Source organism: Gammaproteobacteria bacterium (genome assembly GCA_027296625.1).
Classification (GTDB): Bacteria; Pseudomonadota; Gammaproteobacteria; order JAKEHO01; family JAKEHO01; genus JAKEHO01.
The window spans coordinates 23,288-40,633 of record JAPUIX010000029.1 but is presented as its reverse complement, the minus strand read 5'-3'; the positions used below and the strand labels follow the sequence as shown (position 1 = coordinate 40,633).

Annotated in this window: 13 protein-coding genes; 6 read left to right on the top strand and 7 right to left on the bottom strand. The window is 55.9% G+C overall.

Translation table 11 applies throughout. The features are described 5' to 3' along the window. The first annotated feature begins 48 nt into the window (after positions 1 to 48). From O6944_01525 to O6944_01515, 3 genes are all read left to right on the top strand, one after another. Complete coding sequence (locus O6944_01525) at positions 49 to 2,340, top strand: nitrite/sulfite reductase (GenBank protein ID MCZ6717830.1); 2,292 nt, start codon at positions 49 to 51, stop codon at positions 2,338 to 2,340. A 14-nt stretch (positions 2,341 to 2,354) separates the two neighbouring features. After that, positions 2,355 to 2,933 carry a hypothetical protein gene (locus O6944_01520; protein MCZ6717829.1) on the top strand — a complete coding sequence of 193 codons (579 nt, stop codon included), beginning with the start codon at positions 2,355 to 2,357 and terminating at the stop codon, positions 2,931 to 2,933. 176 nt (positions 2,934 to 3,109) lie between these two features. Then, a complete protein-coding gene (locus O6944_01515) occupies positions 3,110 to 4,447 on the top strand; it encodes an MFS transporter (protein ID MCZ6717828.1) in 1,338 nt (445 codons plus the stop codon). 5 nt (positions 4,448 to 4,452) lie between these two features. Here O6944_01515 and O6944_01510 read toward each other — a convergent pair whose 3' ends face one another. Genes O6944_01510 through O6944_01495 form a run of 4 tightly spaced genes read right to left on the bottom strand, consistent with a single transcriptional unit; the run spans position 4,453 to position 8,109 of the window. Then, positions 4,453 to 5,070 (bottom strand): PqiC family protein, encoded by a 618-nt coding sequence (locus tag O6944_01510; protein ID MCZ6717827.1) that lies wholly within the window; start codon positions 5,068 to 5,070, stop codon positions 4,453 to 4,455. Next, positions 5,070 to 6,119 carry an MlaD family protein gene (locus O6944_01505; protein MCZ6717826.1) on the bottom strand — a complete coding sequence of 350 codons (1,050 nt, stop codon included), beginning with the start codon at positions 6,117 to 6,119 and terminating at the stop codon, positions 5,070 to 5,072. Before O6944_01505 ends, O6944_01510 begins: the two co-directional genes overlap by 1 nt. After that, complete coding sequence (locus O6944_01500; GenBank protein MCZ6717825.1) at positions 6,116 to 6,895, bottom strand: ATP-binding cassette domain-containing protein; 780 nt, start codon at positions 6,893 to 6,895, stop codon at positions 6,116 to 6,118. Before O6944_01500 ends, O6944_01505 begins: the two co-directional genes overlap by 4 nt. Before the next feature lie 47 nt (positions 6,896 to 6,942). Beyond that, positions 6,943 to 8,109 carry an MlaE family lipid ABC transporter permease subunit gene (locus O6944_01495; GenBank protein ID MCZ6717824.1) on the bottom strand — a complete coding sequence of 389 codons (1,167 nt, stop codon included), beginning with the start codon at positions 8,107 to 8,109 and terminating at the stop codon, positions 6,943 to 6,945. Positions 8,110 to 8,460: 351 nt separating this feature from the next. On the opposite strand from O6944_01495, the gene O6944_01490 reads away from it, so the two are divergent. Then, positions 8,461 to 10,131 carry an efflux transporter outer membrane subunit gene (locus O6944_01490; GenBank protein ID MCZ6717823.1) on the top strand — a complete coding sequence of 557 codons (1,671 nt, stop codon included), beginning with the start codon at positions 8,461 to 8,463 and terminating at the stop codon, positions 10,129 to 10,131. 180 nt (positions 10,132 to 10,311) lie between these two features. Here the strand turns inward: O6944_01490 and O6944_01485 are convergent, their stop codons facing one another. Further along, entirely contained in the window at positions 10,312 to 10,797 is a 486-nt protein-coding gene (locus tag O6944_01485; GenBank protein MCZ6717822.1) for a hypothetical protein, read from the bottom strand. Positions 10,798 to 11,123: 326 nt separating this feature from the next. Here O6944_01485 and O6944_01480 point away from each other — a divergent pair, with 326 nt between their 5' ends. Continuing rightward, complete coding sequence (locus tag O6944_01480) at positions 11,124 to 12,479, top strand: OprD family outer membrane porin (protein MCZ6717821.1); 1,356 nt, start codon at positions 11,124 to 11,126, stop codon at positions 12,477 to 12,479. Between the two features lie 18 nt (positions 12,480 to 12,497). On the opposite strand, the gene ssb is transcribed toward O6944_01480, so the two are convergent. Both ssb and O6944_01470 read right to left on the bottom strand, forming a co-directional pair. Beyond that, the gene (ssb, locus tag O6944_01475; protein ID MCZ6717820.1) at positions 12,498 to 12,944 is read right to left on the bottom strand and encodes a single-stranded DNA-binding protein; all 447 of its coding nucleotides are present in this window, start codon (positions 12,942 to 12,944) and stop codon (positions 12,498 to 12,500) included. A 34-nt stretch (positions 12,945 to 12,978) separates the two neighbouring features. Continuing rightward, on the bottom strand, positions 12,979 to 14,376 hold the full coding sequence (locus tag O6944_01470) for an MFS transporter (protein ID MCZ6717819.1): 1,398 nt from the start codon (positions 14,374 to 14,376) through the stop codon (positions 12,979 to 12,981). 54 nt (positions 14,377 to 14,430) lie between these two features. On the opposite strand from O6944_01470, the gene uvrA reads away from it, so the two are divergent. After that, positions 14,431 to 17,313: an excinuclease ABC subunit UvrA gene (gene uvrA, locus O6944_01465; GenBank protein ID MCZ6717818.1), complete on the top strand. Its 2,883-nt coding sequence runs from the start codon at positions 14,431 to 14,433 to the stop codon at positions 17,311 to 17,313. Positions 17,314 to 17,346: the final 33 nt, after the last annotated feature.

Below are 17,346 nucleotides of genomic sequence, written 5' to 3'. Positions count from 1 at the left end.
TGGATCGCCTGCACACTGTAGTTCGTCAAGAGTAAACTAGATATCGCCATGACGAGTTGGAAAGCACGCCTCGCAGAGCAGATGCCGCCCGAGCTTGCCCGGGAGATCGACATCTACGAGACCCAGATGGACCTTAAGCGCCAAGGCAAGGTCGAAGACAAGCTGTTTGCCGAGACGCGCTTGCGCCGAGGTGTGTATGGCCAGCGTTATGACAACGGCCAACGCCATGATGGTACCGCCCAGCGCACCTTGTCTTTCAAGTCCAGGGAGCTGACGAAGGGACGGGAGACCTTATGGGATGCGCCAGGCATGCAGCGCATCAAGATCCCGTTTGGTGGGCTAACACCCGATCAGATGGATGTCCTGGCCGATGTCGCCGAAGAATATTGCGACGCAATCTGCCACATCACCACGCGTCAGGACATTCAGCTGCATTACGTCCATATTGACGACACGCCCGATCTCATGCGGCGCATTGCGGCGGTTGGCATCACGACCCGCGAAGCGTGTGGGAATTCCGTGCGTAATGTCACCGCGTGCCCGCTGGCCGGTGTCTGCAGTGATGAGGCCTTCGATGTCACCCCCTACGCAAAGGCCTGCGCTCACTTTTTGCTGGGGCACCCCGATGTGCAGGATTTTGGCCGCAAGTTCAAACCCGCTTTCTCTGGCTGCAAACATCGGGCCTGTGGATTGACCACTATGCATGACTTGGGATTTATCGCCAGAACCCGGGTCGAGGATGGGGTTGAGAAAAGGGGCTTTGAGATGTACGTCGGCGGTGGCCTTGGAGCGGTCCCGTACCAGGCGAAGCTCTTTGACGAGTTCGTACCAGAAGACGAGATCCTGCCATTATCTCAGGCGATCTCCCGCGTCTACGCGAGGCATGGTGAGAAAAAGAATCGCGGCCGAGCGCGCATCAAATTCCTGGTGGATAAGCTCGGTATTGACCAATTTCGCGAGATGGTTCTGGAAGAACGCCGGGCGCTTCCCCATGACGATGCATGGACCGATTACCTGAAGGAACTCCCCGCATACGGTGAGAAACCGCTAAAGCCGGCCACGAAGCTCAACAGCGGCGCAACGAACGCGGCATTTGAGGCATGGCGGGCGACCAATGTCTATTTGCAGAAACAGCCCGGGTATGCGGTGGCCACGGTGACCCTGCCGTTAGGCGACATTACCTCCTGGCAGATGCGCCAGCTCGGTGACATCGCACGGCGGTACGTCGGCGAGAATGTTCGCAACACGGTGGAACAAAACATCCTGCTGCGGTGGGTTTCGGAGGCCGACCTTCCGGGCCTGCATGGTGAGCTTACGCGGATCGGCTTGGGCGAAGCGGGTGCTGGTACTATTATGGACGTCACCGCCTGCCCGGGCACGGACACGTGCAAACTTGGCATCGCATCATCCCGTGGTCTCGCAGCGGAACTCAGCGTGCGGCTCGCGGCCAAGTATCAACAACTGGACAAGGCGATCCAAGGGCTGCGCATTAAGATCAGCGGGTGCTTTAATTCGTGCGGACAACAGCACCTCGCCGATCTGGGCTTCTACGGCGTAAGCCGCAAGGTGGGTGGCACGACCGTGCCTCATTTCCGGGTCGTCCTTGGCGGTCAATGGGAGGAAAATGCGGGTTCGTATGGTGTTGCCATCGGCGTGGTGCCCTCCAAACGCGTCCCTGATTTCGTTGAACAGATCGCGGACAAGTATCTCAATGAACGCGAGAAGGGCGAGCGCTTCCAGGATTTTATAAAACGCATTGGTAAGCGGGAGCTGCGGGTGCTGGTGGACGAGGTTGCCACCGTGCCGCCGTATGAGCTGGACCGCTCCTACTATTCGGATTGGCGCGATCCGCGCGAATTTACCCTCAACGACATGGCCGCGGGTGAATGCGCCGGTGAGATCGTGTCTCGGATCGACTTCGACCTGCAGGCCGCTGAGCGCCAATATTTCGAAGCGCAACTACACTCTGAAGACGGGAATTACCAGAAGGCTGACGAAGCTGCCTATGGCGCCATGCTGGCGGCAGCCAAGGGGCTTATTCGAACACAGTACCAGGATATTATCGATGATGCCGAGACGATCGTGCGCGAATTTCGCACCCGCTTCTACGATACTAAGCTCTTCCACGACAAGTATGCGGGTGGGAAATTTGCTCAGTATCTCTTCCGTCGGCACGAGGACAAAGTCCGTACCTTTGATGAAGACACGACCCGGCGCCTCTTTGAGGAAACACAGCTCTTCATTGAGGCCTCCTATGCCTGCAACGGGAGGATCATGGAACAGAGTGCTACGGCGCAGGCAATTGGGAATGGAAAGCCGGCTCTGGCAGCAAGGGGGTGACAGCAAACGGCGCAATGGATCTGCATAAGATTGGGATCAAGTTCTTTGCCGAGGAAGGCAACGCCATCGGCCTGGTTGAGTTTATTCCGATATTCCATCGTTGGATTCAGATCGACGCACTCGATAACCTGCTGATCGATGTGGCGGACTATAGCCATGTCCATGCGGGGCCGGGAACGCTTCTCGTGGCAGATGAGGGAAATTACGGATTCGACGAGACCGGCAATCGGCGTGGCATGATGTACTACAGCAAGCGTCCACTCTCCGGTACACTGCCCGAGCGACTAGCCACCGTATGTCAGAAAGTGCTAAAGGCGTGCCAGCTCCTGGAGCAGGGACCCGAGACAAAAGGGCGTCTCAAGTTCTGCGGTGATGAGGTGCAAATCTTTTCCAATGACCGGTTGCTTGCACCGAACAACGATGACGCCTTTGAGGCATTTGAGCCCGCACTAGAAGAATTCCTGACGAGACTTTATCCGGGTTCGGTTTACACGCTTGAACGTGAGCGCGATCCGAAGGAACGCTTCTCGGTCACGGCAAAAACTGCGCAACCTGTTGCAATCGACACTCTCCTACAACGACTTACTGCGTAATCGGCCCTTAAGATCAGGGGGCGTGGGCGCGATATGCTGTCGAGTTTATGACGGCAACGAGTCAACTCAAGCGTATGAATGCAGTTTGGGTCGGGCCCTTCGAGGGCCAAGCATTGAGCCGATACTTAAGCTAGCATGCGGAGTTTAGATCATGCGTTGGCTGGCGAATCGCTAATATGACCCAGTTCAAATTACTCAGGCAACGACGCTTTGCCCCTTTGTTCTTAACCCAGTTTCTCGGGGCGTTTAACGACAATGTGTATAAGAACGCGCTGGTCTTTTTCATTGCATTCACATTAGCCAGCCATCTTGATATGAATAGCACCGTACTGGTGATCCTTGCCGGCGGGATTTTCATCCTTCCGTTTTTCTTGTTTTCCGCAACAGCAGGCCAACTTGCGGACAAATATGAGAAATCATTTCTCATACGCTATATCAAGTTTGCCGAGATTTGCATCATGTTGATTGCATCGGTCGGGTTTTTTTTTCAAAGCGTCTGGATCCTGATGACCGTTCTGTTCTTCTTGGGGACGCAATCGACTCTGTTTGGGCCGCTTAAGTACGGGATCCTTCCCCAGCATCTTGACATGTCAGAGTTGACTGGAGGCAACGGGTTGATTCAGACGGGCACCTACCTCGCTATCCTGCTGGGTACGATTGCCGGTGGTGTCCTCGTCGCAATTCAATCTGCGGGGCCGTTGTATGTGTCGGGCATTGTTATTTCGGTGGCTATACTAGGACGGCTCGCGAGCCAGTTTATTCCCAAGGCCCTGGCACCGGATCCCGGCCTTTCCATTAGTTGGAACATTCCCGCCGAGACGCTGCGAATGATGGGATTCGCCAGGGAGAATCGCACGGTGTTTATGACCATTATTGCGATTTCCTGGTTCTGGTTCGTCGGGGCCACGTGTCTGTCGATGGTGCCGTCGTATACGAAGGATATCCTTCTTGGTAACGAGCATGTGGGGACCTTGTTGTTAACCGCATTTTCCATCGGCATTGGCGCCGGGGCGTTGATGTGCGAAAAGTTATCAGGCGGGCGGATTGAAATGGGATTGGTCCCCCTAGGTGCCATTGGCATCACGTTGTTCACGATTGATCTCTTCTTTGTGGGTGTGCCGGTCCCAAGCGCTGCCTACATCGCAACGCCAATCGGAGCTGCGGAATTTTTACAGCACGGTGCGAACTGGCGCGTCCTTGCCGATCTCACATTGATTGGGCTATTCGGGGGGATCTATATTGTGCCACTCTATGCGCTGATGCAGCATCGGAGTGCGGCTCACCATCGTGCCCGGATCATCGCCGCTAACAATATCCTCAATGCCCTGTTCATGGTGGTCTCGGCGGGTGTGACGATCGGATTGCTCAGCGCAGGTGTGACGATTCCTCAGGTATTTCTCGTAGTGGCGATGCTGAATGTCGTCGCCACCGGGACCGTGTTTATTCAGATCCCGGAGTTTGTGCAACGATTTCTTGTTTGGACGCGCATCGCCCGGGCACCCGATGCGCTGTAGGCGCTCTAGGGTGATGCGGTTTCTGAAAGCGAGTTGATCGCCCCAGCGACCTCACGGCTGAAATCGGTGAGCGTTTGGTTCAGCGCGGTGACGGTCGCCTCGTAGTCCTGTCCGTCAATTGGTGAGCTGAAACTTGAGTTTCGTGTCAGCAACACATCGCTGTCGCGGCCTTCTAAGATCTGCCAGCGCGCTGTGAGCACGGCGTTTCCACTCGCATCACGTTCAAATCGCGTTACCTGGACCGCAATACTGAGATCATGCGGCGTCCCTGTGAGGTCGGGAAAGACGGTAATGTGATCGCTGGGGAGTAAAATCGATACGTTTTCTGCAAGGACGTGCGCGAAATTAACCTGAAGTGGCTCTCCCCATTGATTGAACACCGCAAGGTGAAGGGTGTTTTCGCTGGGACGGCTCACGATCTGTGGTCGGTCCAGATAACCCGGAAGCGCCACAGGTCCGATGCTAATGACTAGGCCCCCCTCGGCCGCCGTGGTCCCCGTCTCGCTGTGTGGCAGGGGCGCCAAGAGGTAGAAGTTAGTGGCTTGGGTACGGGCGCAGCCTGCCGACACGATGAGGAAAACTCCAATGATAACGAGGGCCAGACGTGTATAAAGCGGGTGCATCATTGTCCTCCCGTATTGGGCTTACCGCGCAGTAACGCTTCGGGGTGTCGTTCAAGTTCATCGGCCAGCACCCGAATGGATCGCGCTGCCCTCTCGACCTCATTGAGCGTCTCATTGATGCGATAGCGCGTGGGTGAGCGCGCCGTGATCATGTCGTCAACATCGGCTAGTGTCTTTTGAGCCCGCTGCAATGTGGCCCGCGCCTCTCCCAAGGTCTCTTCGACGCTTGCCGCGATCGGCTCGACCTGGGTGTCGACGCCTTGAAGCAGGTCCTGGGCGTCTGAAAGGGCCAACTGCACGCGGGTAAGCGTGGTCCGTGCATCTGCCAATGTCTCCTCGGCGCTGGATGCCAGTGGTTTGACCTCGGCGTCGACGGTGTTCACTAGTCTGTCGATGTCCTCCAGCGTCGTGTCCAGGTTGTGGAGGATGTTCTTCATTACGGGAGAATTCACCAGGTCCGCAAAGCCTTTGACCGCCCTCACGGCTTCATTCGCGAGTTCGCGGAGCGGCAGCTTCTCGATCGATTTGGTTAATTCTTCCAGCGGTGATGGGATCGTTGGGACTTCAACATAATCCTCCGGGGCGCGGCCGGTGAGCTGCACGGGTGTATCGGGCAAGAAGTCAAGGGCGACGAACAGCTGGCCGGTCACAAAGCTCTGCAACTGCAGCTGCGCCCGTAAACCTTGTTTAATCGATTTTTGCATGCGTTCTTCGGGATCTTTGTACACTTGCTTTAAAAACGAAGCTCTTTCGACGCCGATATAGTGGATCTTATTGAAGTCAAGCCGAAAGTAGACCGGGATGACAACGTGGAAGTCCTCGGGATTGTATTCCATCTCAATATTGGTGACCGAACCGATGGTGACGCCTCTGACTTTTACGGGGGCGCCAATGCCAAGCCCCTTGACCGATCCGCTAAAATAAGCCACCACATTTTGCTTTTGGGCAAAAAACTGACCGGCACCGAAGACCACCACCCCAACAATGATGAGCACCACAGCGCCCAGCACGAATGCGCCGATTACCGCTGGATTGGCGCGCTTGCTCATACCTCACCTCGCGTGAGAAAGCTATGAACCTTTGGATCCTTCGACTCGGCCAGCAGTGTCTTAGGGTGGCCGCTTGCGATCATCGTTTTGGTTTCGGGATCGAGAAAGGTCGAGTTATCCCCGATGGCGAAGATGCTCGCGAGTTCATGGGTTACCACGACCATCGTCGCTCCGAGGCTGTCCCGGAGCTCGAGAATGAGATCATCCATGCGCCGGGCACTGACCGGATCCAATCCTGCGGAGGGTTCATCAAAAAACAGGATATCGGGGTCCAGCGCCATGGCCCGCGCCACTCCGGCACGCTTTTGCATGCCGCCGCTGATCTCAGACGGATAGAATTCATCGAACCCAGCAAGCCCCACCAGCGCGAGCTTGAGCGATACCAGCTCACGGATCTGACTGGGGTTGAGGTCTGTGTACTCTTCCAGGGCAAGGCCCACGTTCTCGGCGAGCGTCATGGAACTCCACAGCGCACCACTCTGGTACATGACCCCGAAGCGTCTCATCACCCTGACCTGTTCAAGGGGATCAACGTCCCAGAAGCTCTCGCCGTCATACAATACTTTTCCTTGAGCCGGTGACTTGAGTCCAACGAGGTGTCTCAGCAAGGTACTCTTGCCGCAACCACTTCCCCCCATGATGATAAAGATATCCCCGCGCCGGACCGTGAAGTTCAGATCCCGCTGGATCACGAAGTCTCCGTACGCCATCGTCAGATCACGGACCGTGATTTGCACGTCGGCTTGTTGTGTTTCATCTGGCATCACCTGTGCCATCTCAGCTCACCAATAAATCGCGTTTTGTGTTAAGGGACAGTTGTCCTTCAGATGCCGAGTATGTTGTAAATGACCGTCGTTATCGCAGAGGCAACGACGATCCAGACGATGCCCGTCACCACGGCGGAAGTGGCCGCGTCGCCGACAGCCGCTGCGCTGCGCCCGCTTTGCATACCCCGCAGGCAACCAGCGATGGCGACTAGCGTACCATAGAGGGTGCCCTTGAAGAGGCCGCCGGCGAAGTCCTTTATTGCAATCGCGTGCTTTGTTTGCTCGAAGTATTCCAGGGCACCGATGTCGAGGATGGTGGTACTGACGAATGCGCCGCCCAGGATCCCTAAGACGTCCGAGTACAAAACCAAGAGCGGTAGCATCAGCATGAGGGCGAGCATGCGGGGCAAGACTAGGAACTCGATGGGCGAGATGCCCATGGTCTTCAGCGCGTCGATCTCCTCGTTCACCATCATGGTGCCAAGCTGGGCAGCAAACGCCGCGCCCGTGCGGCCAGCCATGATGATGCCGGTCATCATGGCGCCCATCTCCCGGGCCATGGCGAGTCCAACCAGATTGGCCACGTAGATCCCTGCGCCAAACTGCTCGAGCTGAACGGCGCCGATAAAGGCGAGGATCACCCCGATCAGGAAACTGATCAAGGTAACGATAGGCAGGGCTTTTGGACCAGCCTCCTGAATGGTCAAGGTAAAGTCGACGCGCCGATATTGGGCCTTGCCGCGCAAAAACTTAAGGAAGGCGAGGCTGACCTCGCCAATGAAACTGATGGTCTCCATGGCCCCGCGAGCGATCCTGATTGAATCCGCGCCGATGCGCGCGATTAAGGAGGGGCGCTTCGCAACAACCCGCGCGCCTTCGCGTTCGGGCACCGCATAGGCGAGATCCAAAAGTCGCCTCACCCCGTCCGGCAGCCCTGTCCGATCAATCTGGATGTTGCGTTCTTTGCATCTATCGATGATCTTGATCAAATAGGTCAAGAGCCCGCTGTCCCAGCCCGTGAGTTCTTGGGCATCAAATGCGACGCGCTGGACTGGTGAGCCTTCTGTTACATGCTTTTGCGCCTCGGTAGCTGAGGGTAGCCCATTCTGCAGAGTCCAGCTCCCCACAAACCGGATGAGCAGCGTGTCCTCAGTCGGCCGAGTGAAGCTTATCTTGGATTGCTGAATGGAAATTTCCTCCGGATCGTTATTGACCACGTACATTGTTTTTCTTGCGGTGCGCAACTCGGCATCGGGCGCACTCTTTCTGTGTACTATTATTGGCCGGGGGGCCGAACGGAGCCTGTTCGGCATGAGTCAGCCATCGAGTATAGCAGCATCGCAATGGTACGGGCTACGGATTCAGGGGTTTTTTGCTCGGTCGTGTGCAGCCGTGGCGCAAACTCGTTTTGACCAATTGGCCTTGTGACGGGGAACCGTTTAATATCTTGAGCAGCAGAATAATGGTGCGCGGCGTACGATGGAGCGTCTGCGTAAAAGAAGAGGGGGCGTTCTGCTGAGACGTCCACGCATTCTTCGCGGGATGCCTGTAGACACCCGTAATAGATTAATAAGATGAAGAAAACAACCAACGTTCCAGGTCTTCGTTGTCCATTCCGTCACACGCGTAATGTGTGCCCTGCCGCGAGGCAAGGACTCTTCAGCACTTCGCGAACGATCACCGGGCTTGTGGCAGCACTGTTGACGAGCGGCTGTACGATGCTTGGTCCGGATTTTCAGACGCCCGAAGCACCCGTTGCTGATGAATGGATAGAGACCAGCGACCCACAGGTCAACACGCAAGCTGAGGAGTACAGTGATTGGTGGACGGTCTTTAACGACCCGGTGCTCGATCGCATTATCGAGTTGGCCTATCAACAGAATCTGCCACTTCAGATCGCCGGGATCCGAATTCTCGAATCCAGGGCGCTCTTAGGCATCGCCATCGGCAGCCAGTACCCCCAACAACAACAGGTGAGTGGTGGCATCACGTATAACGAGCTGAGCGAACGTTCTCCAAATTTTTTTGCGGCGTTTGCTGACTCTTCGTTTGGAGCCGCTGACATTGGCTTCGATACGGTCTGGGAGTTGGATGTTTGGGGTCGGTTCCGTCGCGGCATCGAGGCGGCCGATGCCAATTTGGCCGCCTCCGTTGCAAACTACGATGATGTGTTGGTCAGTCTCACGGCTGAATGTGCCGCCACCTATGTCCAGATCCGGACCTTTGAGGAACGTATTGCGATCGCACACCAGAACGTGGCGATTCAGCAGCGAAGCCTTGAGATCGCGCAGGTGCGTTTCGAAAACGGCGCGACTACGGAACTCGATGTCCAGCAGGCCAAGGCGCTCTTGACCGAAACCCAGGCAACCATCCCTGCCTTGGAAGCGGGCCTGCGTCAGGCGAAAAATGCACTCAGCGTTCTGTTGGGTATGCCCCCGAGTGAACTGCAGGCGATCTTGGAGGGTGCCGGGGTAATTCCAACGACCCCAGCGGAGGTCGCCATCGGGATGCCGGCGGACTTGCTTCGGCGCCGACCGGACATTCGCGCCGCAGAACTTCAGGCCGCAGCACAGAGCGCACAGATCGGCATCGCACGAACGGATCTGTACCCCCAGTTCAATCTGGTCGGTTCCATCGGTTTTCTATCGAGCACCACCGGCAGTAGCAATTTGAGCGATTTGTTTACCGGCGACGCATTTACGGCGACGGTTGGGCCCACCTTCCAATGGCCGATCTTCAACTACGGGCGGCTTAAGAATAATGTCCGCTTTCAAGATGCCACCTTCCAGGGGTTGATTGTCAATTACCAGAACACGGTGCTTGAAGCGGCCCGCGAGGTCGAAGATGGGCTCGTGGGCTTCTTGCAAGGCCAGCAGCAGGCTAACTACCTTGCCGAATCCGTAGCGGCGTCAGAACGTTCCGTCGAGCTTTCCCTCCTGCAGTACCGCGACGGTGTCGCGGATTATCAGCGCGTTTTGGATTCGCAGCAGCGCCTCGTCACGAGCCAGGATCAGCTAACGGCAACGCGCGGTGACGTGGTCACGAGCCTGATTTCCGTGTACAAGGCGCTCGGGGGCGGCTGGCAGATTCGTGCTGGCCATGATTTTGTGCCCGAAGAGATCATCGAAGAAATGGGGACCCGAACCGATTGGGGTGAGTTGCTCGCACCCGAGGACGTGCAACTGCCGGATGACCTGCCAGTCCACGAGAAACCCGATAAGTTGTTCTACAAGCCGCTTTGGTAATAAAGATCAGCGCAAGATTCGAAGGTGCTGGACCCGGATCCGCTCACCACAACCCATATTCCAGTGACGAACGGGGCCGTTGGTGATCTCGGTTCTGACGTGTGACAAAGCCAAACCCAGTCTTGCCTGCGATTAAGGGACAGGGTCGGCGAGCGCAGTCCGTCTTGAAGATAAGCCTATTTAAGGTTGCTTTGTGAGGGAGAACCAGCCGTAGTCCTTACGATTCGGTTGTGACCAGTGGCCCACCAACAGGAATTCGCCTGCATCGGTCCGCATCATTTGCATATTCATCGAGAGGTCACTGCCACTGCACGCGCCGGTCAGAAAAATTCGCATTATGATTTCTTGCTTTTGATAGCTCCCTTTGATGTTAAACAGATCAGGGCAGTCTCCCGAGGGGGTTGCAGCGCCTGTCCCTGCGATTTGCCCCTGCTTGTTTGATTTGAGATTGAATGTGACCTTCCCGGGGCCATGACCTTCCGTTGCCCAGCGGGCGCTCCACTCTCCCTGCCATTTCCCGGGCAAAAGCTGCCCAACCTGATCACTCGGGACGGGTGACCCCTGGGGTCGGTCTTCTTGCGCCGCACAGGCCGTCAGCGCCGCGACAATCAGTAGAGAAATGAAATAAAGCCCAGATTTTCGGCAGGTCTCTGCACGATGCATCATATCCTCCACGTCTCTTATGTTCGTCGGCTAGTCTTGCGTTGGGATTCAATTGTTTTGGAGCTTGGCATCGTAGGGGGATTTTAGGTGAGAGGCAAGCGTGATGGTATAAATAAAAATAGGTTATCGTGACTCAGGTCTGGCAGTCTGCAAAGCTGCCGGTCACAGTGCTGGCACGGAAATAAATTGCGGCTGTCATAATAAGTTTAATGATTAAGTGTTTTCCATTTATTTTGTCATGACACAACATTGACCTAAGGCACCAAGAATGGTTGACGGAATAGACTGAGTTCACAATACCGCTTGCTGTCATTTGGGGGAATCTAAGGTTGGATCATATCCGATCACGGCGCATTGCGTTGGTGGCGCCTGTGGTTTTTTGCTTGGTATCGCAACAGAGCCGATCCGCAGAATACATTCGTGCCCAAGAGCCTGCGCCCGCTTCGGTGCAACAACTTCAGGACAGGGTGCAGCGTGCCTTTACTGAAACGCCAGTAGATGTAGGGCGGCTCCATCCCCGCGTGGACGAATGGCTCAAAGACCGTACACCCTTTGTCCGTGACACGCGCTTCGGCATCAAGCCGCGCACCTATTATCTTGACCAAAACAACCTCGACGGCAGCAAAAACGAAGCATGGGCCCTGGGGGGCTCGCTCTACTATGTGTCGGGACAGTGGAAGGAATTGTTTTCAGTTTCCGCGGAGCTCTTCACCTCCCAGAAACTCTTTGGCCCCGAGACACGCGATGGCACCGAACTCCTTGGCCCCGGCCAAGGCGGGTTCACCGTCCTGGGTACGGCCTATGTCCAACTTCAGCACAAGGAATTTCTTTCGCGACTGTACAGGCAACGATTGAACCTGGTCTATGTGAATGGGGACGACGACCGCATGGTGGCAAATACCTTTGAGGCTTATGACGCCCGCTATCTGGGTCGACGTCTGGGGATCTCCGTTGGGTATATCGATCAGATAAAGACAAAGAGCGCAGACACCTTCCGATCGATGTCGGACGTGGCGGGCGTGCCGGGAAGTGACAAAGGCGTTGCGATGGTTGGCGCGATCGTTGCGCCAACGGACAACCTCACCGGCGGCGCAATCAACTTCTATGGATTCGATCTGTTCAACACGTTCTATACTGAAGCGAACTTCACGAGCGCCATCACCGACGAGCTGGAACTCGGACTCTCGGGCCAGTTCACCGATCAACGCAGCGTCGGCGACGCCCTGCTGGGCTCTTTCGACACCCAAAATGGCGGGGCTCAGGTGGCAGTGAGCTACAAAGGCGCGATCTTGAACGTCGCGTTTAACACGACTTCCAATGGGGCCGCCATAAGGAGTCCCTGGGGTGGCTATCCGGGATTCGTGTCCTTGATGGAGTTAGACTTTAACCGGGCCGGAGAGGATGCTTGGTTGGTCGGGATGTCCTATCACTTCAAGCAACAGGCGCTCGCAGGGCTGAGCATGTTCGGGAGTTTTGCCCGCGGCACCGGCGCGCGCGATGCCACCACCCATATCGCCTTGCCGGATGAGAGCGAATTTAATATGACCCTTGACTACCTCCCACCCAAAGAGGTTCTCAGGGGCCTGTGGTTCCGCATCCGCGGGCTAATTGTGGACCAAGAGGGCGCGGATGATCTGACCACGGGAATTCGTGTGATCGTTAACTACCGTTACGGGTTTCTTTAGGCAACTGTTCGGTCTGCCCTAGAAAGGAATATCGTCGTCGAATTCGTCAGCGGCTGCACTTTCAGCCGGCTCGGTCTTTTTCTCCTCTGTCGGTGGCGGTGCTTTTTCGACAGGGGCGGTTCCGCCGCTGCGGCTGCCCAGCATCTGCATCTCATTGGCAACGATCTCGGTCGTGTAGCGGTCTTTGCCTTCGTTGTCCTGCCACTTGCGTGTCTGCAGACGTCCCTCCACATAGATTTGCGATCCCTTGCGCAGGTATTCGCCTACGATCTCAGCCAGGCGGCCAAAGAACACGATCCGGTGCCATTCTGTCCGTTCCTGTTGGTCGCCGGTTTCCTTATCTCGCCAGGATGCGCTGGTGGCAAGACTTACCGTGGCAACCGCGCTACCACTCGGCGTATAACGGGTCTCCGGATCGTTGCCCAGATTCCCAATCAGGATGACTTTATTGATGCCTTTGGCCATGCTCCGTCCTCCTTATGGTTTTATTTTTCTAACATTACTCTTTCCGCAGCGAAATTTCACGCAGGGCATCGTTATCCAGCGCCTTTCGGTCTACCTTGAGGTAGGCAACCTCGTCTTCGGCAATGACCACGGCCTCGGCGACACCCGCCACCTGCGTCAATTGCTCAACCAGTTGCTGTGCCTGTGCCTGAGTGATCCTGCCGACGTTGATCATGTGGCTCGTAAGATGGCGTAGATTAGGCATACTCAATGCGACCCCGAGCCAGACGAAGGCCGCAATGGCACCTAAGAGAAACACACCGGAATAGCCAAACTGCCCGAAAAGCCATCCGCCGAGCGCGCCCCCAATGAAGGTGCCGAGAAACTGGGAGGTGGAATAGACCCCTAACGCCGAGCCCTTCTGGTCCGGGGGCGCAGTCCTTGAGATCAAGGATGGCAAACTCGCCTCAAGAAAATTGAAAGCCGCAAAAAACGCGAGCAGCATCAGAAAAATCGCTAGGAGCGTCGTGTGCCAGAGGGACAGGCCAAAAAGGGACAACATCAATATGAACACTGCTCCAACAAATACCTGTTTCATCACCCGGTATTTTTCAGCCAGGATCAAAAAGGGCAGCATGATCCCCACAGAGAGGATCAACACAGGGAGATACACCTGCCAGTGCTCCGAGGCCGGGAGCCCTGCTTCATTGCGAAGCGCCAACGGCAGCGCCACAAAGCTTGCTGTCAGTATCAGATGGAGCAACAAGATCCCCAGATCCAGTCGAAGCAGTTGAGTATTTGTGAGAACAACCTTGAGCTCGCCAGGCGCTGTCTCCGCATCGCGGTGGAAACGGCTGCGAACAGGTTGCGGTACGAAGAGATACAAGACGGCGATGGCAATGATCGCAAGCACCACCGTCAACCAGAAGATGCCGGGCACACCAACCCAAGCCTCCAATATGGGGCTGGCCACCAATGCCGTGGCAAAGGCAAGTCCGATACTGATTCCGATAATCGCCATGGCCTTGGTTCGCTGCTCTTCGCGCGTTAGATCCGCTGCAAGTGCCATGGCGGCCGCGGCGATGGCACCGGCACCCTGCACGCTACGTCCAACAATGATGCCGAGGATGGTATCCGATTCCGCAGCGAGACCACTGCCGGCAGCAAATATGATGAGACCCATCAAAATGATGGGCTTTCGTCCGATGCGATCGGACAGCATGCCGAAGGGGATCTGAAAGATTGCTTGTGTCAGGCCGTAAATGCCAAGTGCAACACCGATCAGGAGAGGCGTTACCCCTTCGAGATTGTCGGCATAGAGGGCAAAAACCGGTAGGATCATGAATAGGCCCAACATGCGCAGGAAGAAGATAGTCGCCAGGGTCAGGGAAGCGCGCAATTCCGTGGCAGTCATCGTCTCCGCTGTCTTGATATAGATTTCGTTTTGCTTCATAGCGTCGAAAAAGATTATATTAGTAGTTTACTTTTTTCGGCAACGTACCTTTATATGGACACTATTCATATACGCGGTGCCCGAACACACAATCTACAGGGCATCGACCTCGACCTTCCGAGGGACAAGTTAATCGTCATCACAGGCCTGTCGGGGTCGGGCAAGTCCTCACTGGCATTTGACACTATCTATGCTGAGGGTCAGCGTCGCTATGTCGAGTCGTTGTCGGCCTATGCACGGCAGTTCCTTTCGATAATGGAAAAGCCGGACGTTGATCATATCGAAGGCTTATCACCGGCGATTTCCATCGAGCAGAAGTCAACGTCACATAACCCGCGATCTACGGTCGGTACGATCACGGAAATCTACGACTATTTACGCCTGCTGTTCGCGCGCGTTGGAGAACCCCGTTGTCCTGAGCATGATACCGCCCTTGAAGCGCAGACTGTGAGCCAGATGGTCGATCACGTTTTAGCGCAACCGGAAGGGACACGGATGATCCTTCTTGCACCGGTTGTCCAGGGGCGCAAGGGAGAGCATGAGCAGGTCATCGAATTGCTGCGTAGACAAGGCTTTGTACGCGCACGCATCAATGGCACTGTGGTAGAGCTTGACGAGGTCCCGAAGTTGGATCGTTACAAGAAACACGATATTGAAGCCGTCGTGGACCGCTTCAAGGTCAGGCCGGACGTTCAGCAACGCCTGGCCGAGTCTTTTGAGACGGCGTTGAAACTTGCCGATGGTCTCGCCAAGGTGGCGTCACTCGACGTAGGAGAGCAACCCGATGTGATCTTCTCCGCCAAGTTCGCCTGTCCGTATTGTGGATACAGTCTGAGCGAGCTCGAGCCACGGCTTTTTTCCTTTAACAATCCCGCTGGCGCGTGCACCGAGTGTGACGGCCTCGGGACCATCCAGTTTTTTGACTCGGCGCGGGTGGTTCAACACCCGGAACTGAGTCTCCCCGGCGGCGCAATACGCGGGTGGGATCGACGCAATGCTTATTATTTTCAGTTGATCCAGGCGCTCGCCAATCATTATGAGTTCGATCTGGATACGGTGTTCCATGATCTGCCTGAACACGTCCGACAGGTGATTCTTTATGGTAGCGACGGTGTCAAGCTCACCTTTACCTATCTGAATGACCGGAACGGTAAGGTAACGCGACGGCATCCGTTTGAGGGCGTCATCCCCAACATGGAGCGCCGTTACCGGGACACGGAATCCCAACTTGTGCGGGAGGACCTCGCAAAATATCTTGGCAGTAAGGCTTGTCCTTCTTGCGGCGGCACACGATTGAATACGCCTGCAAGGCATGTCTTTATCACAGGGTTGTCGATCTCGGATATCACAGCCATGGCAGTCGGACCGGCCGAGGCCTTCTTCGCGGAGCTGCAGCTCGAAGGTCGGCGAGGTGCGATCGCCGCAAAGATACTCAAGGAGCTCCGTCAGCGTCTGCAATTCCTCGTGAACGTCGGGCTTGATTATCTTACGTTGGATCGAAGCGCAGAGACGCTCTCGGGTGGCGAAGCTCAGCGTATCCGCCTGGCCAGTCAGATCGGTGCCGGGCTTGTCGGGGTCATGTATATTCTTGATGAGCCGTCCATCGGCCTGCACCAGCGCGACAACAAAAGGTTGCTTGCAACACTTCGTCATTTGCGTGATCTGGGCAACACCGTGATCGTCATCGAACATGACGAGGAAGCGATTAATGCGGCAGACCACGTCGTGGATATGGGGCCGGGTGCCGGAGTGCACGGCGGACAAGTCGTGATGCAGGGGACGCCGGCTGAGCTAGCCGCGTATCCCAAATCGCTCACGGGGCAATATCTCTCCGGCCGAAAGTCCATTTCCATACCTAAGCGGCGTACGCCAGTCAATGGGAAGCGCATCTTACGGCTGTATGGTGCAAGCGGGAATAATCTCAAGCAAGTTGATATTGAACTACCTGTTGGCTTGATGATTTGTGTTACGGGTGTGTCGGGATCGGGCAAGTCTACGCTGGTCAACGACACGCTGTATCGACTTGCGGCGCGTGAGTTGAACGGTGCCAATGTCGATGCGGCTCCCAGTGTTCGCATCGAGGGTTTGGATCAATTTGACAAGGTAGTGGACATCGACCAAAGTCCCATCGGCCGAACACCTCGTTCCAATCCCGCGACTTACACAGGGTTGTTTACTCCGATCCGGGAGCTCTTTGCTGTGACCCCGGAGAGTCGGTCGCGGGGCTATCGGCCCGGTCGCTTCAGTTTCAACGTGAAGGGCGGGCGTTGCGAAGCGTGTCAGGGCGATGGGGTGATTAAAGTGGAAATGCATTTTCTTCCCGATATTTACGTTCCCTGTGATGTGTGCAAAGGCAAACGCTACAATCGCGAAACGTTAGATGTCCTCTATAAAGGCAAAAATGTCCACGAAGTGCTGGAGATGCCCATTGAAGAGGCGCGGGAGTTTTTCCATGCAATACCGACCATTGCGCGCAAGCTACAGACACTTACTGATGTGGGACTGTCCTATATCAAACTCGGCCAAAATGCCACGACGCTCTCAGGTGGCGAGGCGCAGCGCGTGAAACTTTCCCGTGAACTCTCGAAACGCGATACGGGGAATACCCTATACATTCTGGACGAGCCGACTACGGGGCTTCATTTCTACGATATTGAACAGTTACTACGGGTGCTTCACCGCCTGAGGGATCACGGCAATACCATCGTCGTGATCGAACACAACCTGGAGGTTATCAAGACCGCCGACTGGATCATCGATCTCGGCCCCGAGGGCGGTGATCGGGGTGGCGAGGTCGTGGCCGTTGGCACGCCGGAAGAAGTGAGTCGTGAGTCACGCTCCTATACGGGATGCTATCTTGGGCCGATCCTCAAACGGGTGGCACGACCTGAGGATGAGACCTTCAGATTAGAACCGCTCACCGACAAAGCCGTGTGATGAAGGCCGCCATCGGGCAGCCCTTCTACCCGC

Bases quoted from the DNA above. Each gene is read 5' to 3' on its own strand.
- O6944_01490 (MCZ6717823.1), top strand. From the start codon at position 8,461: ATGAAGAAAACAACCAACGTTCCAGGTCTTCGTTGTCCATTCCGTCAC.
- O6944_01485 (MCZ6717822.1), bottom strand. From the start codon at position 10,797: ATGATGCATCGTGCAGAGACCTGCCGAAAATCTGGGCTTTATTTCATT.
- O6944_01520 (MCZ6717829.1), top strand. From the start codon at position 2,355: ATGGATCTGCATAAGATTGGGATCAAGTTCTTTGCCGAGGAAGGCAAC.
- O6944_01470 (MCZ6717819.1), bottom strand. From the start codon at position 14,376: ATGAAGCAAAACGAAATCTATATCAAGACAGCGGAGACGATGACTGCC.
- O6944_01510 (MCZ6717827.1), bottom strand. From the start codon at position 5,070: ATGCACCCGCTTTATACACGTCTGGCCCTCGTTATCATTGGAGTTTTC.
- uvrA (MCZ6717818.1), top strand. From the start codon at position 14,431: ATGGACACTATTCATATACGCGGTGCCCGAACACACAATCTACAGGGC.
- O6944_01515 (MCZ6717828.1), top strand. From the start codon at position 3,110: ATGACCCAGTTCAAATTACTCAGGCAACGACGCTTTGCCCCTTTGTTC.
- O6944_01525 (MCZ6717830.1), top strand. From the start codon at position 49: ATGACGAGTTGGAAAGCACGCCTCGCAGAGCAGATGCCGCCCGAGCTT.
- O6944_01505 (MCZ6717826.1), bottom strand. From the start codon at position 6,119: ATGAGCAAGCGCGCCAATCCAGCGGTAATCGGCGCATTCGTGCTGGGC.
- O6944_01500 (MCZ6717825.1), bottom strand. From the start codon at position 6,895: ATGGCACAGGTGATGCCAGATGAAACACAACAAGCCGACGTGCAAATC.
- ssb (MCZ6717820.1), bottom strand. From the start codon at position 12,944: ATGGCCAAAGGCATCAATAAAGTCATCCTGATTGGGAATCTGGGCAAC.
- O6944_01495 (MCZ6717824.1), bottom strand. From the start codon at position 8,109: ATGTACGTGGTCAATAACGATCCGGAGGAAATTTCCATTCAGCAATCC.